This window comes from Streptomyces sp. NPDC046308, from assembly GCF_055588065.1.
In genome coordinates, this window is the sequence record NZ_JBVJFB010000007.1 from 368,255 (window position 1) to 395,230 (window position 26,976).

Sequence of the window (26,976 nt, forward strand, 5' to 3'; positions counted from 1 at the left end):
AGTCAGTTCAGCAGGAGGCTGAGGCCTCCGACCGTATACGTGATCATCAGCGCCAGCAGCGGCAGCTGGCCGGCCACCGCCTTCGCGGGCGGGAAGAGGCGCACGGAACGGTCGTGGGCGGCCACGACGCCGAGCACGTGACCGGTGACGACGGCGATGACCTGGAGGGCGGCGAGGGCGCCAGGACCCAGTGGTGGGGCGGGTTCGGGGGCGTTGTCAGTGCCGAGTGCCATGCTTACTGTGCGTGGTCCTTCGGTTACCAGGAGGGAGAAGTAGTGGGCGATGAGATAGCCGAGTGCGATCGGTACGAGTGAGTGCGCGAAGGCGGTGAGCGGTCCGGGGTGCGGGCCGCTGACGAGGCGGGTGGCGGCCGCGCACAAGCCGTACAGGGTGGCGACGAGGGCGATGGAGGCGAGCAGTCCGAGCGTGGCCGTGGGGGTGCGGCCGAGGGGGGAGGTCTGTAGGGCGTTGATCCAGGAGGGGTTGTCGGAGAAGCCGTCGTAGGCGGTGGAGCCGAGCAGGACGCAGACGGTGGCGACGAGTCCGGGCCGCTCGGGCGTCGCGTCGAGCCCGTGGAAGGGGTTGCGGAGGACGAGGCGGCCGTCGCTGCGGCGGCCGAGGGGGGAGAGTCGGGCGAGGAGGGTGGAGTACGCCTCGAAGGCGTCTCCGTCGTCGAACCAGCGCTCGCCGAAGCGGGCGGCGAGCAGCAGCTGGGTGGTGGCGTAGGTGGTGAGGGCGATCAGGAGGGAGGTGGTGGATGCGGGATCGGGAGCGACGAGTTCGAGCCAGGTGAAGCCGAACAGCCCGGCGGCGGCGGGCCATTGGCCCAGCCGGGCGGGGAGGGGGCGGTCGGGGCCGTGGCGGCGCAGGGCCCAGGAGAGCAGGCGGTGCAGGGTGCGGAGCGGGTTGAGCAGGCGCCAGACGGGGCCGAGGAGGAGGGAGGCGGGGACGAGTCCGACCCAGAGGAGGACGTAGATGGCGCCGGGCGCGGGGTTGTGCGCGGGGTCGTCGGGACCGAGGAGGAGGTGGAGCAGGACGGCGAGTGCGGCGGCGAGTCCCAGTCCGCGCAGGGTGCAGCGGGTGGCCGGCGCGTCGGCCACCCGCTGGAGGCCGGCGGGCAGGGCGAGCCCCGAGCGATCGCCGCGGAAGCGGGAGGTTGACCAGAGGAGGCCGAGCGCGAGGAAGGAGACGAACAGCGCGGTGAAGGCACCGGCGAAGGCGTAGAAGGGAGAGATCGGCAGATCGTGCTGGGAGCCGATCCCGTGCGCGAGCACGGCGAACGGATCGGTCGGGTGATGGACCACGCCCTGACCGACGCCGCCACCGCCGATGCCCGACGCGTCGGCGCCCGGCACTCCGAAGCCGGACGCGCCGGGGCCGGGCACGCCGGGGCCGGGCACGCCGAGCCCGGACATGCCGCTGCCGGACATGCCGCTGGCGAACCCGACGGGGCCGGACCCCGCGGGGGCGGACGCGCCGGGGCCGAAGCCGACGGGACTCACCGCCGGTCCGCCGGGGTCTGCGACCTGCCGCCGCCCGGTGGGGTCATCGGACGAGGAGTTGGGTCAGGACGAGGTTGGACTCGTGGGTCTCGACCTCGAAGAGGCCCGTGCGGTCTACCGTCAGGATCAGGGTGGCCTCCTGGCCTGCCGGCAGGGCGAGCTCCTTGTCGTAGCCGTGGACGTGGAGGGTGTCCGCGCGGTCGCTCGTGACGCGCAGAGCGACGCGCTCCCCGCGCCGCAGCTCGGTGCGGGCGGGGGCGGGGCTGACCTTGCCGTCCCGGACGGCGACGGTGACGGTCCGGTCGGCCTCCTGCGGACCCGGTGACTTGGGCGCGGCCTCGGTCTCCTCGTGGCCGTGGCCCGCGGAGGCGCCCGGGGCGGTGGCGGTGAGCTGGGCCGTGGTCTCCACCGGCTTGCCGGACACCGCCCAGGCGGTGTGGTCGTCCGCGTAGAGGCGGACGGTCAGGGTGTGCGCGCCCTCGGGGACCTGCGCGGCGGGCAGGTGGAACCACGGGCCGTACAGCCGGGCGACCTTGCGTCCGTCGAGTTCCAGGTGGGCGTGGCCGGCGCCCGGGAGGGCGGCGCCGCCGGTGCTGTCGGGGGTGAAGCGGTAGTTCTTCACCGTGAGTTGGAGGTTCCAGCCGTCCTCTGAGTCCGGGCGGACTGCCAGCTGGACCTCCGGCGCGCCCTGGGCCAGGATCTCGCGGAGCCGGTGGCTGGCGCCGTCGTCCGTGGTGAGCAGGGTGCCCACGCTGCCGGAGGCCTGCTCGTGGCTGGTGCCGGGCTTGTGGTGGGTTGTGGCCCGCCCGCCGCAGCCCGTCGCCGCGCCGCACGCTAGGAGCAGGGCGAGGGCGAGCAGGGCCGCGCCGCGGGCGGCTCGGCGGGTCCTGCGGGCCGCGCGGGGCGGCGTACGGCAGGCGTCGCACCGGATCTCGTCGTCGGGGCGGCCGGTCACGGCTAGCCTCCTGTAGTCGGGGTACCCGGGAAGGGTGCGGCGGCGGTCACGGGGCCGGGTCCGGTCCGGCCGGAGGTTCGGGTGACGCCGCCGCGGGGCGGGCCGGGGCAGCGCCGGCGCCGGCGCCGGCAGGGCCCGTGGCGTCTGCGGGGCTTACGGGGCCGGTCTGGCCTGCGGGGCTTGCAGGGCCAGCGGCGTCAGCGGGGCTTGCGGGAGTTGCGGGGCCAGTGGTGCTTGCAGGAACAGCGGGGTCAGGACCCGCTGCGCCCGCGGCTCCTGCGGGGCTTCCGGGATCTGTGGGGCGTCCCGGACCTGCGGCGCCCACGGCTCCTGCGGCACTGCCGGCACCTGCGGGGCCGGCGGGATCTGCGGGGCCACCGGGACTTGCGGGACCTGCGGCATCCGCAGGGTGTCCGGGGCCTGCGGCGGCTGCGGGGCCCGCGGGAGCTGCCGGGCCTGCCGGGCCTGCGGGGCCTGCGGCGTCCGCCGGGCGTCCGGGACCTGTGGCGGCTGCGGGGTGTCGGGGAATTGCGGGGTCTGCGGGGGTGGGTGGGGTGGTGGGGCGGGCGGCGGCCGTGACGGTCCACAGGGTCCAGATGACGGCTGTCAGGGCGCGGGCCCAGGCGGGGCTGAGGGGGGTCCAGGGGATCATCAGGACGGCCTTGTCGAAGGCGTCCAGCAGGGTGAGCGCGGCCAGCAGCAGGGTCAGGCGGGCCAGCCAGGGGCGGGTGGGGCGCAGGGCGAGGCCGACGCCCGTCCACCACAGGCCGAGCAGGAGGAGGGCGAGGGCCGGGACGAAGGTGGCGGTCAACGCCATGGTGGAGCCGGCCACGTCCAGGGCGAGGCCGGCGACGCCCAGGAGGGTGGCGGCCGTGCCCAGCCGGGAGCCCCGCAGGCGGCGCCACCACAGGACCCCGCCGACCAGCAGCAGAACCGCGGCCACGGCGAGCGCGAGCTGGGTCTCCACGCGCTCCAGGCCGCGCGCGCCGTACCAGTCGCAGCCGGCCGGGAGTTTGCGCGCCTGGACGTTGTAGTCGGCGCAGACGAGGAGCTGGACCAGCTTGACCGGTTCCCCGACCAGCCGGGCCGAGGCGCCGGAGACGGCGCCCCGGCGGTCACCGCACTGCGGGACCGTGCCCGGGGTGGAGCCGTCGGGGCCGTCCTGCCAGCAGTTGCCGCGACCCTGCCCGTCCCACCACACGTCCATGCCGTTGGGGCGGGCGGCGCCGGACTTGTCCTTGCCCATGATGTTCCCGGCGTACCGGTTGTGGTGGGAGGTGTCGGTCTGCTTCGACCAGTTCTCCTCGCCCCGGATGAAGGCGGGGACGGCGCTGAGGAAGAAGCCCGCGCGCCGGTGCCCGTACACCCAGTTGTCCTCGTACAGGTTCCAGTTGCCGCCCGCGGTGATGATGCCGGTGCCGGGCGGCATGGAGATCTGCGGGCAGACGACGCCGCTTTCGTAGCCGCGCTCGATCGGCGGTTTGGCGCAGGTGCCGTCGGCGACGTGGTGGTAGTAGTCCTGGTTGTTGTCGTGGATCAGGTTCCGCTCGAACTTGGCGTGGTTCTGCGGGAGTCCGGGATGGCCGGGGAAGGCGCTGTCCATCGAGGCGCCGCCCATGTTCTGGTCGAACTCGTTGTCGTGCACCCAGACCGAGTCCCCCGCGGTGCCCGAGTAGCCGACCATGTTGTGGTGGCTGCGGCAGCCGGTGATCTCGATGGAGTAGCGGGGGACGTCGTAGCCGCGGCCGTCGTTGATGTCGGAGGCGCTGCCGGGGTAGATGCCGGAGTCGCCGTTGCCGTACGACTCGCAGTTCTTGTAGAGCCCGTGGTCGCTGGCGAAGGTCAGGAAGCCGTACTCGTCGTTCCACCGGGTCAGTACGTCGTCGATGACGAAGCCGTCACCGGCGAGCACGTAGAGCGAGTTGAAGGTGGTGCGCTGGGCGGTGAAGTTGCGGAAGTAGATGCCGTTGGACTTGTCGGCGCGGATGGCGTTCAGCTTCTGGTACTTCGCGTCGACGACCACGTCCAGCCGTGACGCGCCGGTGCCCTCGATCTGCAGGTTCGTCTTGCCGAGGATGGCGACGAGGTTCTGGTTGTGCCGGCACTGCGCCTGCTGCTCGTACGACAGGATCTGGTAGCCGAGCGAGGACTCGGGGGCCTTCAGTGCGGCGCACTCCCCCGTCGGCTTGGGGAGGGAGGGCTCCTCCTCGTACAGCCCGGGGAGGATCGCGATGTTCATGCCGGGCCGGTCGACGGCGTCCACGGCTTCCTGGATGTGGCGGTAGCCGCTCTTCTCGCACCGCTCGTACAGGGCCAGGTTGCGCCGGCGGAGCTCTTCCGGGAAGCCGGATATCCGGCGCTCGAAGGCGGGCCGGTCGGTCTTGCAGACGACCAGGTCGGGCTCCGCGTCGCGGTACTCCGGTACGGATCCGGAGCCGTCGGGGAGGGTGACCGGGCGTTCCTCGTGCGCGCGGGCGGCGGGCGCGGCGGCGAAGAGGGTCAGGAGGGCAAGGAGGGCGGCGAGGAGCGCCGCCGGCACGGCAGGGAACCTGCGGGTCCACGACATGCGCGTGAGAGTAGAGCAATGTTCATCTTTTGGGATCCCCCTCTGCGCGAATCCGTCCCGGCCTTCCGCAGCGCGACTCCCCCGCCTCCGCAGCCCGACCCCCGAACCTCCGCGGCCCCGACCCCCCGAACCACCCGAATGCGAGGGCCGTGAACCAGCCCGAATGCGAGGGCCGGGGACCACCCCGGACGCGGAGCCCGCGAATCACCCGGAACACAACTCTCCGGGACCCCGTTGACGCGCGGGCCGCGGAATCCTACTGTCAACCATAGGATTCCTTCGACGGAGCGGGAGCGGCACATGAGCGAGCAGGCCGGCAGCGAGCAGGCCAGGAAGACGGCGGAGGCACTGGAGTACCTCACCGGCTTCGGCAACGAGCACAGCTCGGAGGCCGTCCCCGGCGCCCTGCCGCTCGGCCGGAACTCGCCCCAGCGCGCACCCCTCGGCCTCTACGCCGAGCAGCTCAGCGGCAGCGCCTTCACCGAGCCCCGCACCCACAACCGCCGCTCGTGGCTCTACCGGATCCGCCCCTCGGCCGCCCACCCGCCCTTCACCCGGATCGAGAACGGGGCCCTGCGCACCGCCCCCTTCACCGAGGCCCCGGCGGACCCGAACCGGCTGCGCTGGAACCCGCTGCCGGACCCGGCCCCCCGCACCGACTTCCTGTCCGGCCTGTGGACCCTCGGCGGCAACGGCGACGCGGCCCAGCGCGCCGGCATGGCCATCCACCTCTACGCCGCCAACGCGTCCATGACGGACCGGGTGGTCAGCGACTCCGACGGCGAGCTGCTGATCGTCCCCGAGCGCGGCGGCCTGCTCCTGCGCACCGAATTCGGCCTGCTCGCCGCCCGGCCCGGCGACATGGCCCTCATCCCGCGCGGGGTCCGCTTCCGCGTCGAGCTGCTGGACGCCGACGCCCGCGGCTACGTCTGCGAGAACTACGGCCAGCCCTTCGAACTGCCGAACCTGGGCCCGATCGGCGCCAACGGCCTCGCCGCCGCACGTGACTTCCAGGCCCCGGTGGCCGCGTACGAGGACGTGGAGCGCCCGACCGAGGTGGTCAACAAGTTCTGCGGCAACCTGTGGTCGGCCACCTACGACCACTCCCCGCTCGACGTGGTCGCCTGGCACGGCAGCCACGTCCCGTACGTCTACGACCTGCACCGCTTCAACGTCCTGGGCTCGATCAGCTACGACCACCCCGACCCGTCGATCTTCACGGTCCTGACCTCGCCCTCCGACACCCCGGGCCTGGCGGGCGTGGACTTCGTGGTCTTCGCCCCGCGCTGGCTGGTCGGCGAGGACACCTTCCGCCCGCCCTACTTCCACCGCAACGTGATGAGCGAGTACATGGGCCTCATCGAGGGCGCCTACGACGCCAAGGCGGAGGGCTTCGTCCCCGGCGGCGGCTCGCTCCACAACATGATGTCCGCGCACGGCCCGGACCGGGAGACCTTCGACCGGGCGAGCGCCGCCGAGCTGAAGCCGCAGAAGATCGACGACGGCCTGGCCTTCATGTTCGAGACCCGCTGGCCGATCACCGCCACCGCCCAGGCGGCCGGCGCCGCTCACCTCCAGCGCGGCTACGACGACGTGTGGCAGGGTCTGCAGCGCCACTTCCGCGCCTGACCTGCACTGCATACCCTGCAGTGCGCTGCACGTCCCCCTGTCCGGCCCCGTTCGGAGATCCACCCGTGACCCCCGTGACCGCCTTCGCCCCCGACTCTCTGGTGCTGAACCGGAAGCTGCCGCTCTGGTACCAGGTGTCGCAGTCCCTGCGCGCCTCGATACTCGGGCGCACTCCGGACGCCTCGCTGCGCCTGCCCACCGAGGAGCAGCTCGCCGAGCACTACGGGGTGAGCGTGCTGACCATGCGGCAGGCGCTCAAGGAGCTGGAGGGCGAGGGGCTGATCAGCAGGCACCGGCGGCGCGGCACCTTCATCGAGCCGGGCGCGCTGCGCAGCACCCCGGTGCGGCTGCTGGGCTCGGTCGACGCGATCGTGGCCCAGCAGTCGGGTGATCGCACGACCATCCTCGGCCACGGGCGCACGCCCGTGGCCGGGGAGCTGCTGGAGCACTTCCCGGCCACGCCGGAGGTGGTCACCTACCGCCGGCTGCGCCACGACCGGGAGAGCGGCGAACCGACCAACTGGGCGGAGAACGCGGTCCTGCCGGAGTTCGCCGAGGCCGTGGACCTCGCCGATCTGGAGCGCTGGCCGATGACGAAGGTGCTGCGGGACGTGGTGGGCGTGCGCATCAGCCGCATCACGGACACGGTGGAGGCCCGGCTCGCCGACCCGGAGACGGCCGAGCTGCTCCAGGTCCCGCTGCTCAGCCCGATCCTGCACTACACGGGCGTGACGTACGACGAGGACGGCCGGGTGGTGGACGTGGCGCGGATCCGCTACCGCGGCGACCGGTTCTCCTTCACCGTGACGGTCGACGCCCACTGACGGGACCCGGCACGTCCGCGGCCTGCTTCTCGCCGGCCTCCGTGGCGCGCTCGCCCTCCGCCTGGGACGGCGTGGTCCGCGTCGTCAGGGGGTGCCGCTCCTTGCGCTGCTTCTCGTCCATGTCCTCGTCGAGGCGCTCGCCCTCGGCCTGCGACGGAGTCGAGTATTCGTCGTACTGGCTCATGACCGTCTCCTCGGTCGATCCCGTACGTACGCCTGCGTACGCCTCACGTATGCACAGCTTGCGTACATTGCGTACATAAGGAGCGTAGCGCTTCGGCCTGGACGCAGCCCGGCCATCGGATCCCGTCGCTACCATCGGCGGCGTGAGCGAAGACGTACCGCTGCTGGACGACCTGATGCCCTGGGCCGTGGGCGGCCTGCGCCTGGGCCGGGACTGGGTGGCCGCACCCGATCCGGCGGCCCTGCGCGCTCGCTGGGCCGCCCTGACCGGCTCCGAAGGGGCCGAGCGGGAGCGGCTGTTCCGCCCGAGCCGGGTCCGTACGCCAGCCGCCGGGGCGGCCGCCCTGCCGGGCCAGCGCTCGGCGGCCACGGCCCGTTTCGCCGACGCGCCCGGTCCCTGCCCCGACCCCGTACGGGTGCTCCGCGAACCCTTCGACGAGCAGTGGCTCCTGCCCGACCAGCGGCTGATCGACACGGCCCGCCCGGAGCTCTGGCGGGTCCGGGACGAGCACCAGGTGTTCCTCGTCGAGACCCCCGACCCGCTGGTCACCGCGCACCTCCCGGTCGGCCGGCTCGGCCGGATCCGCCCGCTGCACCGGCGCCCCGGCGGCGCCGAGCCCAACCTCGCCCCCGGCCTGCTGCCCCTGCTGGGCGAGCGCTACGGGGGCTGGGTCACGCCCGAGGACTTCCTGTGCTGGGTGCTCGCCGCGGGCAGGCCGGGGCCGCGCGGCCACGAGGTCCCGCTCGCCGCCGATCCCGCGCGCTGGCGGGCCGGGCTGGAGCTGGGGCACCGGCTGCTCACCGTCCAGCTGCGCGGGGCGCGCGGAGGTGAGCCGCCGCGGCTGCCGGGCGGCCGGCGGCCGTACGTCCGCTCGGCGGTCGGGGCATGGCCGCAGGGGCTCGCGTACGACGCCGGGACCGAGACGCTGAGCCTCGGCAGCGGAACGGTCTCCCCCGTGCCGGCCGCGGCCTGGGAGTACGAGGCGCAGGGCGTGCGGGTGCTGGAGGCGTGGTTCGCCGCGCGCACCGCGCACCGCGGCCCGGACGCCGACGGGCTGGAGGCGCTGGGGCCCGCCGAGTGGCCGCAGAGCTGGACCTCGGAGCTGCTCGCCCTGGTGACGACCCTGGCACTGCTGGCCGATCTGGCGCCGGAGCGGGCGGCGTTCGAGCCGGGGCCGGTCCTGCCGGCCGAGGGGCTGCGCGCGGCCGGGGTGCTGCCCCCACCGGTCTGGGCCCGCCGGCCGGCCTCGGTGCTGGACCACCACGAGGAGGGCCCGGGCGGGCAGTTCGCACTGCTCTGAACGCCGACGCGGACGAACCCGCGGGGCAGCCCCGCGCCAACGAACCGGCTCGGCCCGCCCCGCGCCGAACGCCTCCGTGCCGGACCAACCCGCGCGCACGAGGCCCACGTGCACGAGCCGGCGTGTCGTGGACCGACCCGCGCGCCCGACACCCGCGCACGCGCGGTCCTACGGACCCCACGCCCCCAGCAGCCGCGACACCGAACGGTCGAACACCGCGTCCATGTCCAGACCCGCGCCCGGGACCGGGCCGCCGCCCGTGAGGGCCGCCGCCAGCCTCGGGTAGTCCCCGGTGGCCAGCCGGGAGGCGAGCCAGGCCGTCCGTACGCCCTGCTCCTCCGCCTCGCTCCACGGCAGCGTCCGGGCCCGCTCGGCCAGTGCCAGCTCGCTCGCCACGTAAGCCGCGACAGTGCCGTTGACGGCGGCGACGAGCTCCAGCTTCTCACCGTCGGGCACGTCCAGCGGCGCCAGGCAGTCCAGGCTGTGCTCCAGGTAGCGCAGGGCGTTCGGGCCGAAGCCGTACACGGGGCTCAGCAGCCGCGGCAGCCAGGGGTGGCGGTGCATCAGCGCGCGCGTCTGCCGGGCCAGCGCCAGCTGGTCGGCCCGCCAGTCGCCCGTCGGCGGGGTGAACTCGTACTCCCCGCTGACGGCGTCGACCATCAGCTCGTACAGGTCCTCCTTGCGCGGCACGTAGTTGTAGAGGGACATCGTCCCCGCACCGATCCCGCTGGCCACGCGCCGCATCGAGACGGCCTCGATCCCCTCCGCGTCGGCGACGCGCACCGCCTCGGCCGCGATGGACTCACGGCTGTGCGCGGGCCTCGGGCCGCGGCCGGCCCGCTGGGGCCGGGACCAGATCACTTCGGGTTCAGCGGGTCGCCCGCCGGCTGTCATCGCTCAGATCACCTCGTCGTCTCGCCCCCATCTTAGTTACGTACGCCGTACGTAGTGAGGTACGGTGTCGCGCATGACTACGTACGCTGTACTTAGTGAAGGTCTGGAGAAGAGCTACGGGGAGGTCCACGCCCTGCGCGGCCTCGACCTCACCGTCCCCGAGGGCACGGTCTGCGGCCTCCTCGGCCCCAACGGCGCGGGCAAGACCACCGCCGTCCGGATCCTCACCACCCTCACGACGCCCACCGCCGGCCGCGCGCTCGTCGCCGGCCACGACGTCACCCGCGAGCCCGCGGCCGTCCGCCGCGCGATCGGGGTCACCGGCCAGTACGCCTCCGTGGACGGGGACCTGACGGGCCGCGAGAACCTCCGGCTCTTCGCCCGGCTCGCCGGACTGCGCGGCTCCGCGGGCCGGGCCCGCGCCGACGAACTGCTGGAGCGGTTCGGGCTCGCCGAGGCCGCCGACCGGGTGGCCGGCACCTGGTCCGGCGGCATGAAGCGGCGCCTGGACCTGGCCGCCGGGCTGGTGACCCGCCCCCGGGTGCTGTTCCTCGACGAGCCCACCACCGGCCTGGATCCGGCGGCCCGGGAGCAGATCTGGACCGCGGTGCGCGAACTCGCCGATGAGGGCACCACCGTGCTGCTCACCACCCAGTACCTGGAGGAGGCCGACCGACTCGCCGAGGACATCGTGGTCGTCGACCGCGGCCGGGTGGCCGCCACCGGCGCCCCGGCCGCGCTCAAGGCCCGCATCGGCGCCCACGCGGAGGTCACGGTCACCGACCGCGCGGCGCTGTCCGGTGCCGCCTGCGTCCTCGACCAGCTCACCGGGGGCCGGCCCGTGCTCGACGAGGAGCGGCTGACCGTCGGCGCGACCGTCCTCGACAGCGGCCTCACCCTGCCCCGGATCATCCGGGAGCTCGACACCGCCGGCGTTCCGGTCACCGACGCCGCTCTGCGCCCGCCCACCCTCGACGAGGTGTTCCTGCGCCTCACCCGGGCCCGTCCCGCCGACCAGGAGTACGCCGCATGAGCACCCTGCTGTCCGACGGCGGAGCCGTCTTCACCCGTCAGCTCCAGAAGGCCCGCCACGCCCCCGCGCTGCTGGTCCTCACCCAGACCATGCCGATCACCATGCTGCTGTTCTTCGGCTACGTCTTCGGCAGCGCCCTCGCCATGCCGGGCGCCGAGTACCGGGAGTTCCTGGTGCCCGGGCTACTCGCGGCCACCGCCGCGAACGGCCTGATGACCGGCATGTTCACGGCGGCGCAGGACGCCCACCGCGGCGTGATGGACCGTTTCCGCACCCTGCCGATGAGCCGCACCGCCGTCCCGCTCGGTCAGACGGCGGCCGATCTGCTCACCACGGGTGTGTCGATGGTGCCGCTGATGCTGGTGGGGCTGGCGATGGGATGGCGGATCGAGAACGGCCTGCCCGGCGCACTGGGCGCCCTGGGCGTGCTGCTGCTGTTCCGCTTCGCCACCGCGTGGGTGGGCACGTACCTCGGCCTGCTCAGCAGGAGCGAGGAGGCGGCGGGCCAGCTCGGCAGCGCCACGTTCATCCTGCCGATGCTGTCCAGCGCGTACCTGCCGACCGCCGGGCTGCCCGGGTGGCTGCGCGCGGTCGCCGAGTGGAACCCGATCAGCGCCGTCGCCACCGCCGTGCGCGAGCTGTGCGGGAACGCCGGGGCCGAGCCGCCGGCGGGCGCGGCCTGGCCCGCGGCGCATCCCGTGGCCGGGGCCCTGCTGTGGTCAGTGCTGCTCCTCGCGCTGTTCGTGCCCCTGGCCACGCGCAGGTTCGCCCGCGGGGAGGCGGCGCGCGGATGACGCATGTCACCACCGCGTGTGGTGACAGTTCCCGTCCGAGCCGGTAGGCAGGGCCCATGGCTACCGCAACGGCTCCCGAACCGTCCTCCGAACCGGACCCCGAACCGCTCCCGCTGGAGGGCATCACCGTCGTCGCCGTCGAACAGGCCGTCTCGGCCCCCTTCGCCACCCGACAGCTCGCCGACCTCGGCGCACGGGTGGTCAAGGTCGAGCGTCCCGACGGCGGCGACTTCGCGCGCGGCTACGACACCGCCGCGCACGGACTCGCCTCGCACTTCGTCTGGGCCAACCGGGGCAAGGAGTCGATCGCGCTCGACCTGAAGGACCCGCGCGGCCGGGAGGTGCTTCACGGCCTGCTGGCCGGAGCCGACGTGTTCGTGCAGAACCTCGCGCAGGGCGCCGCCGCCCGCCTCGGCCTCGACTCGGCCGCGCTGTGCGCGCGTTACCCGCGGCTGGTCGCCGTGGACGTCTCCGGCTACGGCCCCGAGGGCCCGTACGCCCACAAGCGCGCCTACGACATGCTCGTGCAGTGCGAGGCGGGGCTGGTGTCGGTGACGGGCACCCCGGAGCAGCCCGTCAAGGCGGGGATCCCGGCGGCGGACATCGCGGCGGCCATGTACGCCTTCTCGGGCGTCCTCGCCGCGCTGCTGCGCCGGGGGGTCACCGGGCGCGGGGGCAGGGTCGAGGTGTCCATGCTGGACGCGCTGGCCGAGTGGATGGGGCATCCGCTGCACCACACGATGCACGGCGGGGAGCAGCCCGTGCGCACCGGACTCGCGCACGCGGTGATCGCCCCGTACGACGCCTACGCGACGGCGGACGGCGACCGCGTGCTGCTGTCGGTGCAGAACGACCGCGAGTGGGCCCGGCTCGCCCGACAGGTGCTCGAACGGCCGGAGTTGGCGGACGATCCGGCGTACGCGACCAACACGGCACGCACGTCGAACCGGGAGAAGACCGACGCGGTCGTGGCGCAGGCGCTGGGACGGCTGGGCGCGGACGAGGCGATCGGTCGGCTGGAGGCGGCGGGCATCGCCTGCGCGCGGCTGAACTCGGTGGCCCAGCTGGCCGGGCATCCGCAGCTGGCGGCGCGGGACCGCTGGCGGGAGGTGGGGTCACCGGCCGGTCCGCTGCGGGCCCTGCTGCCGCCGATCGGGCTGCCGGGCGGCGCGGCACCGCACATGGGTGCGGTGCCCGCGCTGGGCGAACACACCGAAGCCCTGCTGCGCGCCCTGGGGATGGCGGACGCGCAGATCTCGGAACTGCGCCGGGACGGTGTGATCGGGTAGGGCCGGGAGGCCGCCGGCCCGAGGGCGAGCGGCCGCGGTGCGGGGACGGTTACGAACGGCGGCTGCCGAAGAGCGTGCGACGCAGACGGCGCAGCGGCGCGAAGAGCGAGACGCGCGCGCTCCGGCTCCGCAGACGGTGCGTGTGGTCGCGGGAGGTGAGCTCGCGCATCAGCAACGTCGCCTCGGCGGTCTCGCGGTGCGGGAGGGCGGGTCCGCCCAGCACGGCGAGATGGCGGTCGAGGCGCGAGCTGGTCGCACCGCTGCCGCAGGTGATGGCAGGCACGCGAGGCGGCCTGCTGCGCATAGCTATCTGTTCCATGTTCTCTCCCCACCCGTACGAGGGCACCCGGCCCGGGCAGGTTAACCCTATCGCCCCGGCGTCGCCCCCGGGTATCCCGGTGGTGTGAATTACCCCTATGGGGACGGGTAGTTGACGGTTACTCAGCGGAGTCGGCCGTCACTCTCCGCACAGAGGTGACGCTGTGGAAGGCCGTGCCGCGAGTCCCGTCACGACCGGGGTCACTTGGCGCGCACTGCGCTAACTTGGAGTGATCGCCCGATGACACGCGGGCGCGCGGTGACGCACTCGGGGGGCCGTGTGAGTGAGGAAACGAACTCCGATCGCGTCGTGTCGGGGCGCTACCGGCTGCTGGAACCGATCGGCCGCGGCGGGATGGGCATCGTGTGGCGGGCCCGCGACGAGGTCCTGGCGCGAGACGTGGCCGTCAAGGAGGTACGGGCGCCCGCCGGACTGGACCCCGCCGAACTGCGGCGCATGTACCGGCGGCTGGAGCGGGAGGCCTGGGCCGCGGCGCGGGTCTCCCACCGCGGGGTCGTCACCGTCTACGACGTGGCGTCCGAGGGCGGGCGGCCCTGGATCGTGATGGAGCTGGTGCGCGGGCTCTCGCTGGCCGACGTGCTGGAGGCCGAGGGGCCGATGACCCCGCAGCGCGCCGCGCACATCGGGGAACAGGTGCTGGCCGCGCTGCGCTCCGCGCACGACGCGGGGGTGCTGCACCGGGACGTGAAGCCGGGCAACGTGCTGATCGCCAATGACGGCCGGGTGGTGCTCGGCGACTTCGGCATCGCGAGCCTGGAGGGCTCCTCCGCGATCACCATGACGGGCGAGGTGGTCGGATCCCCCGAATTCCTGGCGCCCGAGCGGGCGTTGGGTCGCGATGGGGGGCCCGGATCGGACCTGTGGTCGCTCGGGGTCATGCTCTACGCGGCCGTCGAGGGTGCCACGCCGTTCCGGCGGGCCACCCCGCTGGACACCCTGCGGGCCGTGGTGGACGCGCAGTTGCCGCCGCCGCGCCGGGCCGGGCCGCTGGAGCCCGTACTGCAGGGCCTGCTGCGCAAGGACCCGGCCGAGCGGCTGTCCGCGGCGGAGGCGGCCCGGATGCTGCGGGTGGTGGGCGCGGGCGGGGCCGTACGGGCCTCGGGCGGGCCGCTGTCGGGCCCGGACGCGCCGACGGCCGTCGCGCGCCATGGGCTCGAGGCGCGGGGTGGTGGAGCACGGGCGGGCCACGGCGCGCCGGCGGGACCGTACGGGCGGCCCACGGCGCCGGTGCCCGTACCGGGACCGGGGGCGGGCCCGGCGGAACGCGGGGGCCGGGCCGGGCTGGTGCCGGCCGCCGGGATCGCGGTGCTGGCGCTCGCCCTGATCGCGCTGGGGTGGCTGCTGCTGAAGGACCGCGGGGACGCGGACGGCCGCGGTGGCGGCCCGGGCGCTCCGACGGGCGCGGCGAGCAGCACGGCCCGGACCGTCACCACGAGCCCTTCGGCCGCTCCGTCCGCCTCGCCACCGGCTTCGGCCTCGGCTTCCGCCTCGGCCACCGCGGGTGGGCACGTCTCGGTGTCGGTCGTCGCCGTGCGCTCCACCTACACGGGCGGCTGTCCGCCACCCGAGGACCAGGCGCCCGCCTTCACGGCCACCGTCGAGGTGGAGCGGGTCCCGGTGGTGCTGGAGTACCGCTGGGCCACGCGGAGCGGGCGGACCTCCGGACCCGGCTGGCAGTCCGTCATCTACGAGGCGGGCGGGGCGCGCAGCCGGCAGTTGGAGCACTTCGAGCTCGCGCACGTCCCGGACACGACCTTCGAGGACGCGGTCCGGCTGGAGGTGCGGGGGCCGGCGGAGGTGACCACCCAGTGGGTGGCCACCTCCGTGACGTGCAGGAGGGAGAGTCCGACGGCCGGGGCCTCGTCCCCCGCGGCGAGTGCGTCACCGCCCTCGCCGACGGCGAGCGCGGCGGCGAGCCCCGCGGCCGGCGGTGCGGATCAGGCCGCGTTGGTGAAGACGGGCAGGTAGCCGCCGGACTGCCCGGCGGCGGTCGGGTGGTACGACTCGCCGATGTTCAGCCAGTTGACGCTGTGCAACCAGGCGTTGCCGGAGCAGATCTCGTGACCGGTGAAGGCTCCGGCGACCGAGGCGAAGGTGAAGCCGTGGTCGGCGGCGCGTTTGGCGATGGCGGCGTTGAGGTAATCGGCGGCGCCGTTGATGGCGGCGCGTTCGCCCTCGGTCAGGCCGGTGGTGCAGGTGCCGTTCAGCTTGTAGAAGCGGGGATAGCCGAGGACGACGACGCGGGCGGCGGGTGACCGGCTGTCGATGGCGTTGTAGACCTGGTCGAGCTGGCCGGGGAGGGTGGAGTCCACGTAGGCCTTGGCCTGGTTCACGCGGCTCACGCAGGTGGCTTCGGACTGGAGCACACAGGTCGTCATGACGTCGGAGAATCCGGCGTCGTTGCCGCCGATGGTGATGCTGACCAGGTCGGTTCCAGAGTTGAGCGGGGCGAGCTGGTTGGCGAGGACATCGCCCGTGCGGGCGCCCGAGCAGGCGGTGAAGGAGAAGGTCTGGGGGGAGTGGGCGGCGGCCCAGAGGGCCGGGTAGGCGCGGGGGGTGCGCTTGCAGTTGCCGCTGGCGCTGTCGTAGCCGCCGGCGCCGACGCCGGAGGAGTACGAGTCGCCCAGGGCGACGTAGCCGAAGTCGGCGGCGGCGGTGGCCGGGGAGGCGCCGAACAGGGCGGTGCCCGCGGCGAGTAAGACGGAGGAGGTGAGGGCAGCGAAGCGCGACAGTCTCATGCTCATGTGTGCGGCTCCTTGTGGGGGTTACTCCTGAGTCCGTGGTACAAGCAGCCGAGCCTGTCTGGAAGTGTCCATGCCAAGAATGTTCGGGGCAGAGTTGCGGCCCGAATCTTCACTCCGAAGGCGTTTGAAGAGGGAACGGGGGCACCCGATCCGGCGAAACACGGGTGCACGAGGGCACGGTGTGCCGGATCATGGGCGCCATGCCAGCCAACCCGCATGACGCGCTGCCGATCCGGCTCAACGTCGACGACAGCGACTCGCCGTCGGACGTCGTCGATGCGCTGTTCCTCGGCCGGTTCGCCACCGGTGAGCAGCCGTACTCGCACAGCGTGTCGATCGAGCGGGTCAAGGCGGACGCGACCCTCCTGCCGCCGCGTGCCTCGGTGTTGCGCTCGGCGCGCGACAGCGACCGCAGCGCCGTCCTCGCCGAGGGCGAGGGCTGGACCGTGCTCGTCTCCCGCTGGAGCCGCGGCGCGGACGTGACCGTGACGGCGGTCAGCGAGGAACTCGCGGAAAAGGTGCTCGGCGAGGCCACGGAGGGGGTGCAGGACGAACCCGAACCGCAGCCTTCGAGCGTCACGATGGGCTTCTGGTACGTCTCCCCGCGCCGCGGGCCGTACCGGACGACCCGCCAGATCACGGCCGGGACCTGGGCCGAGGTGCGGCCGAACTACACCGCGCCGGTGGCCGGGGCGATGGACCGGCTGATGAAGGTGACCCCGGACGACATCGCGGGCCGGCTCCTCCTGCTGCACGGCCCGCCCGGCACCGGCAAGACCTCCGCCCTGCGCACGCTGGCCCGGTCCTGGCGGGACTGGTGCCAGGTGGACTGCGTACTGGACCCGGAACGGCTGTTCAACGACGTGGGCTACCTGATGGACATCGCGATCGGCGAGGACGAGGGCACGTCGAAGGGCCGCTGGCGGCTGCTGCTGCTGGAGGACTGCGACGAGCTGATCCGCGGCGAGGCGCGGCACACCGCCGGGCAGGCGCTGTCACGGCTGCTCAACCTCACGGACGGACTGCTGGGGCAGGGCCGCAACGTACTGGTCGGCGTGACGACCAACGAGGACCTGGAACGGCTCCACCCCGCGGTGGTCCGGCCGGGGCGCTGCCTGGCCCGCATCGAGGTCGGCCGGCTGACCCACCGGGAGGCGGTGGACTGGCTGGGCACGGACGAGGGCGTCTCCCGCGAGGGCGCCAGCCTGGCGGAACTCTTCGCCCTGCGGCGCGGCTCGGGCCCGGCGGCGCTCCTGCCGCCGCAGCCACACAGCTCGGAGGCGGGGCTGTACCTGTAGCCGCGCCGCAGGGGCGGTTGCGGTCGCGTGTCGCCTGCGACGGCGGAACCTCTCGGGGCTCCACTCCGAACCCCGCCCCTCGAACGCCGGCGGGGCCGGAACGGTCAGCGGGCGGCGTACCGGGCCCGGAGGGCTTCGGTGGCGGCCGCGACCGCCTCGGCCTGGGTGAGGCCCAGCCGATGGGCCCGTTCCGCATAGGCCTGCGCAGCAGACGCGGCCTCGCGGGACGCGCCCTCCGCCGCCGCGACGAAGGTCCCGTTCCGGCCCCGCGTCTCGATCACCCCGTCCGCCTCCAGCGCCCGGTACGCCTTCGCCACGGTGTTCGCGGCCAGCCCGAGCTCCTCCGCCAGCCCCCGCACCGTCGGCAGTTTGAAGCCCGCCGGCAGCTTCCCCGACCGGGCCCGGTCCGCGATCTGCGCGCGCAGCTGTTCGTACGGGGCGGCCGACCCGGCCGAGCCGTCAAGGGTGATCTTCAGGTTTGTCGAGGTCACGCGGGTGATTGTCCCCCATCGCCGGTTAATTGGGAGGCGTCCGCGCGAAAGCGCCCGTAGCGTCTGCCGCATGATCGCATCGATCCGCGACCTCCGCCCGGGTGACCTCTCGGACGCGGCGTCCGTCGTGCGCGTCCGTCGGGCGGTCCTGCCCTTCATGATCAACACGGCCGAGGGCGTGGCCCACGAGCTGTCCTGCGTCCACCCCGCGAGCCACCACCGCGTCCTCGTCGCCGAGGCCCCGGGCGGCGAGGTCGTCGGCACGGCCGAAACCGGTATCGCCCACGACAGCCCGGAGCCCGGCCAGGGATACGTCAACGTGTACGTCGACCAGGCCCACCGGGGTCGGGGCGCCGGCCTGCTCCTGCTCCGCACGGCCGAGGAGCACCTCGCGGCGCGGGGTGCGGTGGACGCGTACGCCTGGGTGCTCGACGAGCCCGCGCACCGCGCGTTCGCCGAGCGGCGCGGCTACCTCCCCGGCAGGTCCGCGCACTTCCTGCGCCTGGACCTGGCAGCGGCCGCGCTGCCCGCGCTCCCGCGGCCGCTCCCGGCCGGGGTCGAACTGCGTTCGGGCTCGGCCTTCGCCGCCGACCCCCGGCCGCTCTTCGAGGCCGACGCCGAGACGGCGGCGGACGAGCCGAGTGACATCGCGGCCGAGTTCGACGACTACGAGGACTGGCTCGGCCACACGTGGAACAGCCCTTCCCTCGACAAGGAGCTCACCACGGTCGTGCTGGTCGACGGGGTGGTGGCCGCCTTCACGCTCGCCCGGACCGACGGCGCCACCCGCTACGCCTCGGGGATGACCGGCACCCTGCGCGCCTTCCGCGGGCGGGGGCTGGCCAAGCTCGTCAAGACGGCATCCCTGCACCGGGCCCGCACGGCCGGCTACACCGAGGCCTTCACCGGCAACGACGCCGGCAACGCCCCGATGCTGGCCGTCAACAAGGGGTTCGGGTACGAGATCTGCGCGACCGAGACGCGCTACACGAAGAGACTCGCGAAGCAACGCACGCAGCAACGCACGAAGGAACGGGAGACAGCGTGACCGAGCAGCTGACCGTCGTCCTGACCAAGGCCGGACGGACCAAGATCCGCTATCCGGCGACGCGGGTCGCCGACGACGGTGACCGGATCTCCGTACGTGCCCCCTGGGCGGCCGAGGGGGTGCGCGACTTCGGCTTCGTCCGCTTCGAGCCGGGCGACGTGTTCGTCGAGCACTTCTGGCGCACGCGCTGGTACGCGATCAAGGAGGTGTGGACCGGCGACGGCGTCCTCAAGGGCTGGTACTGCGACGTGACCCGCCCGGCCCTGGTGCGGGCCGGGGAGATCCTCGTGGAGGACCTGGACCTCGACCTGTGGGTCTCGGCGGACGTCAGCTCCGTGCTGCGGCTGGACGAGGACGAGTTCGCCGAGAGCGGGCTCGCCACGAGCGACCCGGAGGCGGCCGCCCAGGCCGTGCGCGCCCTCGACGCCCTGGACGACCAGGCCCGCTCCGCGGCCGGCCTGCGCGCCCTCACCGCGTAGGGGTGGCGGCCGGGTGCGGCAGGCCCCCGTACCGCCCGGCCCGCCCGGCCCGCCGGCTATGCCTCCTCGTCGAAGAACCCGGCCTCCACCTCCAGGGCGAGCCGCTGCAGGACCTCGATCGCGGAGACGTCCGTCTGGCCGCTGTCGTGCTCGATGGCGAGACTCGTGAAGGCCAGGCTGAACCCGGCGACCATGGTCTGCAAGGCGGGTCCGAGCGCCTGCGCGACCAGGCGGGCCACCTGTTCGGGGGACGAGTCGGCCGGCACGCTGATCGAGGGCAGCATCTCGTTCAGCAGGTTGGTGACCACGTGGCTGTCCGTTTCCGGGCCGTCGTCGTCCTCGCCTGCCTCCGCCGCCCGGCGGATCTCCTGGGCCTCCGTGAGGATGCCGATGACTCGTTTGAGAACCTCTGCTCGCCTCATCCTCGGAGCGTAGCCCCCACACCCGGGCGGCCACCCACCCGAAGCTCCTTCCTGAGCCCGTCCTTACTCCTCCCTTAACGGGACCCTAAGGATCCGCTCCAGGGGGTCGGAGCAGGCGAAAGGCGTGGTGCGGGGGGCTAGCTTGGCCGGGCCAGGACAGGAAGGGCCGCAGGTGGCGCCGCCGGGGGGCGGCGCCGCTGGGCCCGATTCCGATTCCGCTGGCGCGCCCCCGCCTCGTGCCCGAAGGAGATCCACCCATGCCCGCACGCCGCCGCACCGTGACGCTGACCCGTGTCGCCTCCGCAGGTATCGCCCCGCTGGCGCTGGCCGTCTACGCCGCTGCTCCGGCGGTCGCGCACGGCTCGATGACGGACCCGGTCAGCCGGGTGGCGGCCTGCTACGCGGAGGGCCCCGAAGCGCCGAAGTCGGCGGCCTGCAAGGCGGCCGTGGCGGCCGGCGGGGCACAGGCGTTCTACGACTGGAACGCGGTGAACATCGCCAACGCGGCGGGTAACCACCAGGCGTTGATCCCGAACGGCCAGCTGTGCTCCGCCGGCAACGACAAGTACCAGGGACTCGACCTGGCCCGGGCCGACTGGCCGGCCAGCCCGATGACCGCCGGTGCGCACACCTTCCGCTACAAGGGCACGGCCCCGCACAAGGGTTCCTTCGAGCTGTACGTGACGAAGGACGGGTACGACCCGACGAAGCCGCTGAAGTGGTCCGACCTGGAGCCCGCGCCGTTCGCGAAGGCCACGGACCCCGGCATGCAGAACGGCGACTACGTCTTCTCGGGGACCGTCCCGAACAAGTCCGGCCGCCACCTGATCTACAGCATCTGGCAGCGCTCGGACAGCCCGGAGGCCTTCTACACCTGCTCGGACGTGGTCTTCGGCAAGGACAACGGGGGCGGGGGCGGCGGCAACGGCGGCGCCGGCACCACGCCGAGCACCAAGCCCGGCACGGGGGCGTCGCCGAGTTCCAAGCCCGGCACGGGCACGGGCACCGGCACCGGCGCCGGCACCGGGTCCAAGCCGTCCGACAAGCCGTCCGACCAGCCCTCGGCCCCGACGGACCAGCAGATCGCAGCGGGAGCGGACAAGTCCACGGTGGAGCACAACGGCCACGGCGACAACGACCCGAAGACGAACGGCAGCACCGCCGCCGCCCTCCCGGCCCCCTCCCCGTCCACGGCCGGCCGCAACCTCGCGGAGACGGGCGGCAACGGCGCCACCCCGGCGATCGCGATCGCCGGGGCCGGCGCCCTGGCCGTCGGCGCGGCCGTGCTGTTCGCAGTGGCCCGCCGCCGTGCGACGACGGCGGGCCGCCACGGCCGCTAGCCATGAACGCCGCGGACCGCCCGCGCCGCCGTCCGTCAGTCGAAGACGGAGGCGCAGGTGGTCCGTTCGGCGTGGGCCGGGTCGAGGGCGTTGAGCGCCTCGTGCCAGGCGATCCGGTCGGTGAGCCCGATGGCGACGTGCTCCGAGAGGTCCAGTACGCACAGGTCCTGGAGTACGACGTTGCGCACGTCGGGCCCGTTCAGGAACGCGCTCCGGTACGGCGTGACCACCTCGTCGTACTGGGTGGCGATCACCGTGTACTTCACCCCCGGGACGGTGTCCCCGCCCGCGTTCAGCTTCTGCTGGAAGGCGGATCCGGCGATCTGGTCGGCGAGGCCCGGGGTCGCGGTGCTGATCAGGTCCTCGGCCCCGGGGAAGTACGGCAGCAGCTTGGTGAAGCCGAGCAGGGTGGTGCCGTGGTTGTCGGGGGCGAGTCCGACCAGCGCGTTGACCTTCTGGGCGCCGCCGAGGAACTTCAGGTAGTAGCGCGGCATCATGCCGCCCTGCGAGTGGCCGATGATGTCGGTCTTGGCGGAGCCGGTGGCGGCGAGCACCTTGTCGACGAAGACGTCGAGCTGTCCGGCGGACTTGTCGATGGGGCCGAGCCCGTTGAAGAAGGGCACGCCGGGCAGTTGCCCGTAGTCGAGGGAGTAGACGCAGTACCCGCGGTGCACGAGGTACGGCGCGAGTCCGAGCCAGTTGTCGACGGAGTTGCCGAAGGTGCCGTGCACGAGGACGACGGGGCGCGGGTGCGCGGCGGACGGCTTGCACGACCAGTTGTTCCAGCCGCTGCTGGGGGCGGACGCGGCCTGCGCCGTGCCGGTGGGGGCGACGAGTGCGGCGGCGGTGAGGGCGAGGACGGCCAGCGGGCGGAGCAGGCGTCTCCAGGGCAGCATCGTGTGATCTCCTTGCGTTCGACTCAAGGGGATGGGGCGTGGGGGTTCGTCCCGTGATCCGGATCACAAGGGGGCGCTGCTGCCGCTAAATTACGGGTGAGTAGCAACACAGGGAAGTTACGCGTCGGTAAAAACTCGCGTGTCGTCCGATCGACCGTCAGGCGGCCAGTGAGCCACGGGCGATGGCCTGCGGCCCGAAGCGCGCGCGGACCCGGTCCGTGACGGCTTCCAGCCGGCGCGCCTTGTCGTCCTCGGGGTCGAAACTGAGCTGTCGCACGGCCTGTTCGGCCGGGGTCAGGCCCTCGGCCCGCAGGGACAGCGCGCGGACCCGGGCCCGTTGCAGACCGAGGCCCTCGTAGAGGGCGTAGGCCGTTGCGGTCAGGGTGGCCGAGTGGGCGGTGGGTTCGGCCAGGGTGCGGGTGCGGGTGAGCGTGGTGCGGTCGGCGCAGCGGACGGTGAGCGAGAGGGCCCGGCAGACCTGCCCCCGGCCCGGCCCTTGTGTACGAAGCCTCGCGCCGAGCTCCTCCGTCAGCGAGAGCAGGGCCCGCCGGTGCCGTACGGGGTCCAGCTCGTCCCGGTCGAAGAGCCGCTCGGCGGCGATGGTGCGGGCGGCCGCGCCCGGACGGACGGGGGTGCGGTCGACGCCGAGGGCGCGTTCGTGCACCTCGCGGCCGAGCCGGGCGCCGAGGATCCGCCGCAGGGCGGCGGGCGGGGCCTCGGCGACCCGGCCGACGGAGTCGAGGCCGTAGGAGCACAGGGTGCGGGCCGCCCGGGGGCCGACCCCGTCGAGGACGGTGACGGGCTTGCCCGCCAGGAACTCCCGTACGGCGGCGGGCTCGTCGGGGATCACCAGGGTGTCCCCGGGCCGGGTCTCGCGGGCCGCCGCCCGGGCCAGCATGGGGTTGCCGGCCACGCCGACGGCGGCGTCCACGCCGTACAGGGCGAGGGAGCGGACCCGGACCACGGCGGCCAGCCGGCGGGCGTCGCAGCCGAAGTAGCGCAGCGCGCCCCGGACATCGGCGAGGGCGGTGTCGGGCGCCAGGGCCTGCACGGCCGGGGTGATCCCGCCGAGCAGCGCGAGCACCCCGGCGTACGCCTCGGCCCCGAGCGGTCCGCCGCCGGCGGGGCTCAGCCGCAGGCACATCACGGTGCTCATCCCGCGCTCCCCGGGCTGGAGTGCCACAGCTTGCGGCCGGTCGCGGGGCCGGTGCCCGGGGGCTGGAGGTCGGCCCACGGGTTCATCTCGTACCCCGTGGACATGCGGATCCGGCGCCCGGGGACCTGCTCCTGCGTCTGCCCCTGCACCTGCCCCTCCGCCGCCCCGTCACCGCTACCACGACCGTCACCGCCGTCACCGCCGTCACCGCCGTCACCGCCGGAGGCGGCCGGCTCGGCCGCCAGCCGGGCCGCCACCGCGTCCAGACCGCCCGCCGCCCGCAGTTCCACCAGCTCCGCCAGGTTCCACGCCGCCGCCCCGACCACGCTCAGGCTCTGCGGGCCCCGCCGCTGCACGACACCGCGTACCAGCAGCAGGAAGGAGTGGAAGACGGTGTGCGCGCAGCGCTCGTGGCTGTCGTCGAAGAAGGCGAGGTCGACCAGGCCCGTCCCGTCGTCCAGGGTGGTGAAGATGACCCGCCTCCCGGACCGGATCGGCGGGGTCTGGGTGGCCGCCTTGGCCCCCGCGACCAGGACCGTCTGCCCGTGCGCGGTGTCCCGCAGCCGGTGCGCCGGGACCACTCCCAGCTCGGCCAGGAAGGCGCGGTGGTCCCCCATCAGGTGGCGCGAGGCGTCCATGCCGAGGACGCCCAGCTCGGCGCTGAGCCGTTCCGCCTCGGTGAGGTCGGGCAGCCCTACGGAGGCTGTGGACCGGCCGCCCTCCAGCGGGAGTTGGGGACCGCGCACCCCGGCGGCCCGCTGGGCGCCGTGCAGTTCGGTCAAGTGCAGCAGCAGGTCACGCCGATTGGCGCCGAAGGCGTCCAACGCACCCACCTGTGCCAGTCGTTCGGCGACCGGGCGGCCGGGGTGCGCCCGGTCCCAGAAGTCGCGCAGGGAGGCGTACGGCTGTCCGTCCTCGATCCGGTGGGCCTCGGCCCCGCTGATGCCGTGGACGTCGGACAGGCCCAGGCGCAGCCCCCACACCGCCCGCACAGCACTATCGGACACCAGTTCGATGCGATGGGCGGCCGCCGACCGGTTCACGTCCAGCGGCAGCACCGGCACGCCCCGCCGCCGCGCGTCCGCCAGCAGCAGCCGCTTCGGGTACATCCCCGGATCGTGGGTCAGCAGCCCGGCGTAGAAGGCCGCCGGGTGGTGCGCCTTCAGCCATGCCGACTGGTACGTGGGCACGGCGAAGGCCACCGCGTGCGCCTTGCAGAAGCCGTAACTGCCGAAGGCCTCCACGATCTCCCAGGTCCGCGCGATCACCTCCGCCGGATAGCCGCGCCCGCCCGCCTGCGCCGCGAACCAGACCTTGATCCGCGCCTGCGAGCCGGGATCCGACAGCCCGCGCCGCACACGGTCCGCCTCGTCGCGCCCGCAGCCGGTCATGACGTGCACGATCTCGATGATCTGCTCGTGGAAGACCACCACCCCGTACGTGTCGCGCAGCGCGTCCGCCAGGTCCGGGTGCGGGAAGCGGACCGGCGCCCGCCCGTGCCGGGCCTCGATGAAGGGCCGCACCATGTCGGCGGCCACCGGCCCCGGCCGGAAGAGGGAGATGTCGACGACCAGGTCGTGGAAGGTCGACGGCTGCAGCCGCCCCACCAGGTCGCGCTGACCCGGCGATTCGATCTGGAAGCAGCCCAGGGTCTCGGCCGAGCGGATCAGCTCGTAGGTGGCCCGGTCCCCCGGCGGTACCTGCTCCGGGTCGTCCAGGTCGAGCTCCTCCCCCGTGCCGCGCCGGACCTCCGCGACGGCGTGCGCCATCGCGGACTGCATCCGTACGCCCAGCACGTCCAGCTTGAGCAGCCCGAGCTCCTCCACGTCGTCCTTGTCGAACTGGGACATGGGGAAGCCCTCGCCGCTGGTGGGCACCACGGGCGTACGGGCGAGCAGCGAGGCGTCGGAGAGCAGCACCCCGCACGGGTGCATGGCGATCCCGCGCGGCAGCGCGTCGAGCGATTCGACGAGTTCCCACAGCCGTCCGTACGACTCCCCCCGTACGTCACGCAGTTCGGGGAGTTCCGCCAGCGCGGCGCGGGCGTCGCGGGCCCGGATGTGCGGGAAGGACTTGGCGAGCCTGTCGACGACGGCCGGGTCCATGGACAGGGCGGCGCCGACGTCGCGGACGGCGTGCCGCACCCGGTAGGTCTCGGGCATCGAGACGGTGGCGACCCGCTCGGTGCCGAACCGGTCGATGATGCGTCGGTAGACCTCCAGCCTGCGGGCGGACTCCACGTCGATGTCGATGTCGGGCAGCACGCGCCGACGTTTGGACAGGAAGCGTTCCATCAGCAGGCCGTGCGCGACGGGGTCGGCGTGCGCGATGCCGAGCAGGTGGTTGACGAGGGAGCCGGCTCCGGAGCCGCGGGCGGCCACCCGGATCCCCATCTCCCTTACGTCGTCCACCACTTGGGCGACCGTCAGGAAGTACGAGGCGAAGCCGTGGTAGGCGATGATGTCCAGCTCGTGGTGCATCCGCTCCCAGTACGCGCGGTCGTCCGCGTACCCGCGCAGCACCATGCCCGCCGAGGCCCGGGAGGCGAGGACGCGCTGGGCGCTGCGGTGGGCGGCGCCGACGAGCCGGGCCTCGGGGAAGTGCACGGAGCCCATGCCGAGGTCGTCCTCGGGGTCCACGGCGCAGGCCCCGGCGGTACGGGAGGTCTCCGCGAGCAGGCGCCTGGCGTCGGCGGGGCGCAGCCCGGCCGCCTGCGCGATGCGGTCGGCGGCCTCGGCCATGGCGGCGGGGGCCTTGAGCCAGCGTTCGCCGGTGTCGAGGGGCCCGCGGGGGTCGATGGGGACCAGGCGGCGGGCCGCGTCGAGGATGTCGGCGACCGGGCCCTGGCCGGGGTCGGCGTAGCGGACGGCGTTCGTGAGCACGGCCGGGACGCCCTGTTCGGCGGCGAAGCCGACGGTACGGGCGGCCAGCCGCAGCGAGCCGGGTCCGGTGCCGGTGCGGCCGTGGTGGACGGCCTCCAGGCGCAGGGAGTCGCCGTAGATCTCCCGCCAGGGCGCGAGCAGCCGGGCGGCCCGGTCGGGGCGGCCCGCGGCGAGCGCGCGGCCCACTTCGGAGCCGGGCCCGAGGAGGACGAAGACGGCCTCCCCGCGCAGGGCCGACCAGGGCAGCACCGGCTGCCCGCCGGCCACCCGCGGGGACGCGGCGCCGTCGGCCCCGGTCCGGCCCGGCTCACCGGCGTCGGTACCGGTGGGGGCGCCGCCCGCGTGGGCGGCGGTGACCATCCGGCACAGCTCGGCCCATCCGGCGGCGCCGTCCCGGGCCAGGAAGACGGCCCGCGCGGCGGACTCGTCGACGAAGGCCCCGCCCTTGACGGGGGTGCGGCGGCGGTACGAGGCCTCGGCGGAGCCCGCCCTGCCGCCGGATCCGGCGGAGCCGGCCGAGCCCCCCGACCCGGCCGACCCCGCCGCGGACGACACGGCCAGGTCCACCCCGAACAACGGCCGGATGCCCGCCTTCACGCACGCCTTCGCGAACCGCACCGCGCCCGCGAGGGTGTCGCGGTCGGTCAGGGCGAGGGCGTCCATGCCCCGCTCGGCGGCACGCTCCGCCAGCCGTTCGGGGTGCGAGCCTCCGTAGCGCATGGAGAACCCCGAAACGGTGTGCAGATGCGTAAAACCAGGCACCCGCGGCCTCCTGCTTCGCTCGTTGAACACCTCCTCCCCCATCCCCACCATAGAGCAATTCGAATATCCGTGCGAAACACTTGTTCGATCCTCTGAGGTCATCCATTCGGCCCTCCCCTGCTGCGCCCCGCCCTCGGTACGCCGAGCG

General features: G+C 73.9%; 22 protein-coding genes and 1 pseudogene. 11 read left to right on the forward strand and 12 right to left on the reverse strand.

Annotated features, from left to right (window positions below):
• Nucleotides 1-2: 2 nt before the first annotated feature.
• The 3 genes and pseudogenes from ACZ6JT_RS27690 to ACZ6JT_RS27700 form a co-directional block, all read right to left on the reverse strand.
• Nucleotides 3-1,502: a hypothetical protein gene (locus ACZ6JT_RS27690; RefSeq protein WP_469213786.1), complete on the reverse strand. Its 1,500-nt coding sequence runs from the start codon at nucleotides 1,500-1,502 to the stop codon at nucleotides 3-5.
• A 43-nt stretch (nucleotides 1,503-1,545) separates the two neighbouring features.
• Nucleotides 1,546-2,361, reverse strand: coding sequence for a cupredoxin domain-containing protein (locus ACZ6JT_RS27695; protein ID WP_469213927.1), 816 nt, complete (start codon nucleotides 2,359-2,361; stop codon nucleotides 1,546-1,548).
• A gap of 625 nt (nucleotides 2,362-2,986) precedes the next feature.
• Nucleotides 2,987-5,023, reverse strand: a pseudogene (locus ACZ6JT_RS27700) (right-handed parallel beta-helix repeat-containing protein); the annotation flags it as partial.
• A 300-nt stretch (nucleotides 5,024-5,323) separates the two neighbouring features.
• On the opposite strand from ACZ6JT_RS27700, the gene hmgA reads away from it, so the two are divergent.
• The gene (hmgA, locus tag ACZ6JT_RS27705) at nucleotides 5,324-6,652 is read left to right on the forward strand and encodes a homogentisate 1,2-dioxygenase (RefSeq protein WP_469213788.1); all 1,329 of its coding nucleotides are present in this window, start codon (nucleotides 5,324-5,326) and stop codon (nucleotides 6,650-6,652) included.
• A gap of 74 nt (nucleotides 6,653-6,726) precedes the next feature.
• Nucleotides 6,727-7,476, forward strand: a complete 750-nt coding sequence (locus ACZ6JT_RS27710; RefSeq protein ID WP_030720241.1) for a GntR family transcriptional regulator — start codon at nucleotides 6,727-6,729, stop codon at nucleotides 7,474-7,476.
• Here ACZ6JT_RS27710 and ACZ6JT_RS27715 read toward each other — a convergent pair.
• Nucleotides 7,451-7,660, reverse strand: coding sequence for a hypothetical protein (locus tag ACZ6JT_RS27715; protein ID WP_469213790.1), 210 nt, complete (start codon nucleotides 7,658-7,660; stop codon nucleotides 7,451-7,453). The two genes, ACZ6JT_RS27710 and ACZ6JT_RS27715, sit on opposite strands and share 26 nt — an antisense overlap.
• A gap of 175 nt (nucleotides 7,661-7,835) precedes the next feature.
• Between ACZ6JT_RS27715 and ACZ6JT_RS27720 the strand changes: the two genes are divergently transcribed.
• A complete protein-coding gene (locus tag ACZ6JT_RS27720) occupies nucleotides 7,836-8,960 on the forward strand; it encodes a type ISP restriction/modification enzyme (protein ID WP_469213929.1) in 1,125 nt (374 codons plus the stop codon).
• Nucleotides 8,961-9,128: 168 nt separating this feature from the next.
• On the opposite strand, the gene ACZ6JT_RS27725 is transcribed toward ACZ6JT_RS27720, so the two are convergent.
• A complete protein-coding gene (locus tag ACZ6JT_RS27725) occupies nucleotides 9,129-9,854 on the reverse strand; it encodes a TetR/AcrR family transcriptional regulator (RefSeq protein WP_469213793.1) in 726 nt (241 codons plus the stop codon).
• Nucleotides 9,855-9,927: 73 nt separating this feature from the next.
• Between ACZ6JT_RS27725 and ACZ6JT_RS27730 the strand changes: the two genes are divergently transcribed.
• From ACZ6JT_RS27730 to ACZ6JT_RS27740, 3 genes are read left to right on the forward strand one after another with little or no spacing between them, the layout of a single operon-like run.
• A complete protein-coding gene (locus ACZ6JT_RS27730) occupies nucleotides 9,928-10,887 on the forward strand; it encodes an ATP-binding cassette domain-containing protein (RefSeq protein ID WP_469213794.1) in 960 nt (319 codons plus the stop codon).
• Entirely contained in the window at nucleotides 10,884-11,681 is a 798-nt protein-coding gene (locus tag ACZ6JT_RS27735) for an ABC transporter permease (protein WP_469213796.1), read from the forward strand. The genes ACZ6JT_RS27730 and ACZ6JT_RS27735 overlap by 4 nt, the downstream gene beginning before the upstream one ends.
• Nucleotides 11,682-11,737: 56 nt before the next feature.
• Nucleotides 11,738-12,970, forward strand: a complete 1,233-nt coding sequence (locus tag ACZ6JT_RS27740) for a CaiB/BaiF CoA transferase family protein (RefSeq protein WP_469213798.1) — start codon at nucleotides 11,738-11,740, stop codon at nucleotides 12,968-12,970.
• A 49-nt stretch (nucleotides 12,971-13,019) separates the two neighbouring features.
• On the opposite strand, the gene ACZ6JT_RS27745 is transcribed toward ACZ6JT_RS27740, so the two are convergent.
• On the reverse strand, nucleotides 13,020-13,289 hold the full coding sequence (locus ACZ6JT_RS27745; protein ID WP_267760327.1) for a hypothetical protein: 270 nt from the start codon (nucleotides 13,287-13,289) through the stop codon (nucleotides 13,020-13,022).
• 279 nt (nucleotides 13,290-13,568) lie between these two features.
• Here ACZ6JT_RS27745 and ACZ6JT_RS27750 point away from each other — a divergent pair, with 279 nt between their 5' ends.
• Nucleotides 13,569-15,278 carry a serine/threonine-protein kinase gene (locus tag ACZ6JT_RS27750; RefSeq protein WP_469213800.1) on the forward strand — a complete coding sequence of 570 codons (1,710 nt, stop codon included), beginning with the start codon at nucleotides 13,569-13,571 and terminating at the stop codon, nucleotides 15,276-15,278.
• Here ACZ6JT_RS27750 and ACZ6JT_RS27755 read toward each other — a convergent pair.
• Nucleotides 15,248-16,048, reverse strand: a complete 801-nt coding sequence (locus ACZ6JT_RS27755) for an SGNH/GDSL hydrolase family protein (RefSeq protein WP_469213931.1) — start codon at nucleotides 16,046-16,048, stop codon at nucleotides 15,248-15,250. The two genes, ACZ6JT_RS27750 and ACZ6JT_RS27755, sit on opposite strands and share 31 nt — an antisense overlap.
• 170 nt (nucleotides 16,049-16,218) lie before the next feature.
• Between ACZ6JT_RS27755 and ACZ6JT_RS27760 the strand changes: the two genes are divergently transcribed.
• The gene (locus tag ACZ6JT_RS27760) at nucleotides 16,219-17,352 is read left to right on the forward strand and encodes a DUF5925 domain-containing protein (protein WP_469213802.1); all 1,134 of its coding nucleotides are present in this window, start codon (nucleotides 16,219-16,221) and stop codon (nucleotides 17,350-17,352) included.
• Nucleotides 17,353-17,456: 104 nt separating this feature from the next.
• Here ACZ6JT_RS27760 and ACZ6JT_RS27765 read toward each other — a convergent pair whose 3' ends face one another.
• The gene (locus ACZ6JT_RS27765) at nucleotides 17,457-17,843 is read right to left on the reverse strand and encodes a GntR family transcriptional regulator (protein ID WP_376617860.1); all 387 of its coding nucleotides are present in this window, start codon (nucleotides 17,841-17,843) and stop codon (nucleotides 17,457-17,459) included.
• Nucleotides 17,844-17,913: 70 nt separating this feature from the next.
• Between ACZ6JT_RS27765 and ACZ6JT_RS27770 the strand changes: the two genes are divergently transcribed.
• Nucleotides 17,914-18,891 (forward strand): GNAT family N-acetyltransferase, encoded by a 978-nt coding sequence (locus tag ACZ6JT_RS27770; RefSeq protein WP_469213805.1) that lies wholly within the window; start codon nucleotides 17,914-17,916, stop codon nucleotides 18,889-18,891.
• The gene (locus ACZ6JT_RS27775; protein WP_469213806.1) at nucleotides 18,888-19,370 is read left to right on the forward strand and encodes a ribonuclease FAU-1 family protein; all 483 of its coding nucleotides are present in this window, start codon (nucleotides 18,888-18,890) and stop codon (nucleotides 19,368-19,370) included. The genes ACZ6JT_RS27770 and ACZ6JT_RS27775 overlap by 4 nt, the downstream gene beginning before the upstream one ends.
• A 56-nt stretch (nucleotides 19,371-19,426) precedes the next feature.
• Here the strand turns inward: ACZ6JT_RS27775 and ACZ6JT_RS27780 are convergent, their stop codons facing one another.
• Entirely contained in the window at nucleotides 19,427-19,792 is a 366-nt protein-coding gene (locus ACZ6JT_RS27780; RefSeq protein WP_469213808.1) for a hypothetical protein, read from the reverse strand.
• A 257-nt stretch (nucleotides 19,793-20,049) separates the two neighbouring features.
• Here ACZ6JT_RS27780 and ACZ6JT_RS27785 point away from each other — a divergent pair, with 257 nt between their 5' ends.
• The gene (locus ACZ6JT_RS27785) at nucleotides 20,050-21,132 is read left to right on the forward strand and encodes a lytic polysaccharide monooxygenase auxiliary activity family 9 protein (RefSeq protein WP_469213811.1); all 1,083 of its coding nucleotides are present in this window, start codon (nucleotides 20,050-20,052) and stop codon (nucleotides 21,130-21,132) included.
• A gap of 35 nt (nucleotides 21,133-21,167) precedes the next feature.
• On the opposite strand, the gene ACZ6JT_RS27790 is transcribed toward ACZ6JT_RS27785, so the two are convergent.
• From ACZ6JT_RS27790 to ACZ6JT_RS27800, 3 genes are all read right to left on the reverse strand, one after another.
• Entirely contained in the window at nucleotides 21,168-22,028 is an 861-nt protein-coding gene (locus ACZ6JT_RS27790; protein ID WP_469213812.1) for an esterase/lipase family protein, read from the reverse strand.
• Between the two features lie 157 nt (nucleotides 22,029-22,185).
• The gene (locus tag ACZ6JT_RS27795; protein WP_469213814.1) at nucleotides 22,186-23,184 is read right to left on the reverse strand and encodes a DNA polymerase Y family protein; all 999 of its coding nucleotides are present in this window, start codon (nucleotides 23,182-23,184) and stop codon (nucleotides 22,186-22,188) included.
• The gene (locus ACZ6JT_RS27800) at nucleotides 23,181-26,828 is read right to left on the reverse strand and encodes a DNA polymerase III subunit alpha (protein WP_469213816.1); all 3,648 of its coding nucleotides are present in this window, start codon (nucleotides 26,826-26,828) and stop codon (nucleotides 23,181-23,183) included. The genes ACZ6JT_RS27795 and ACZ6JT_RS27800 overlap by 4 nt, the downstream gene beginning before the upstream one ends.
• Between the last annotated feature and the right edge of the window lie 148 nt (nucleotides 26,829-26,976).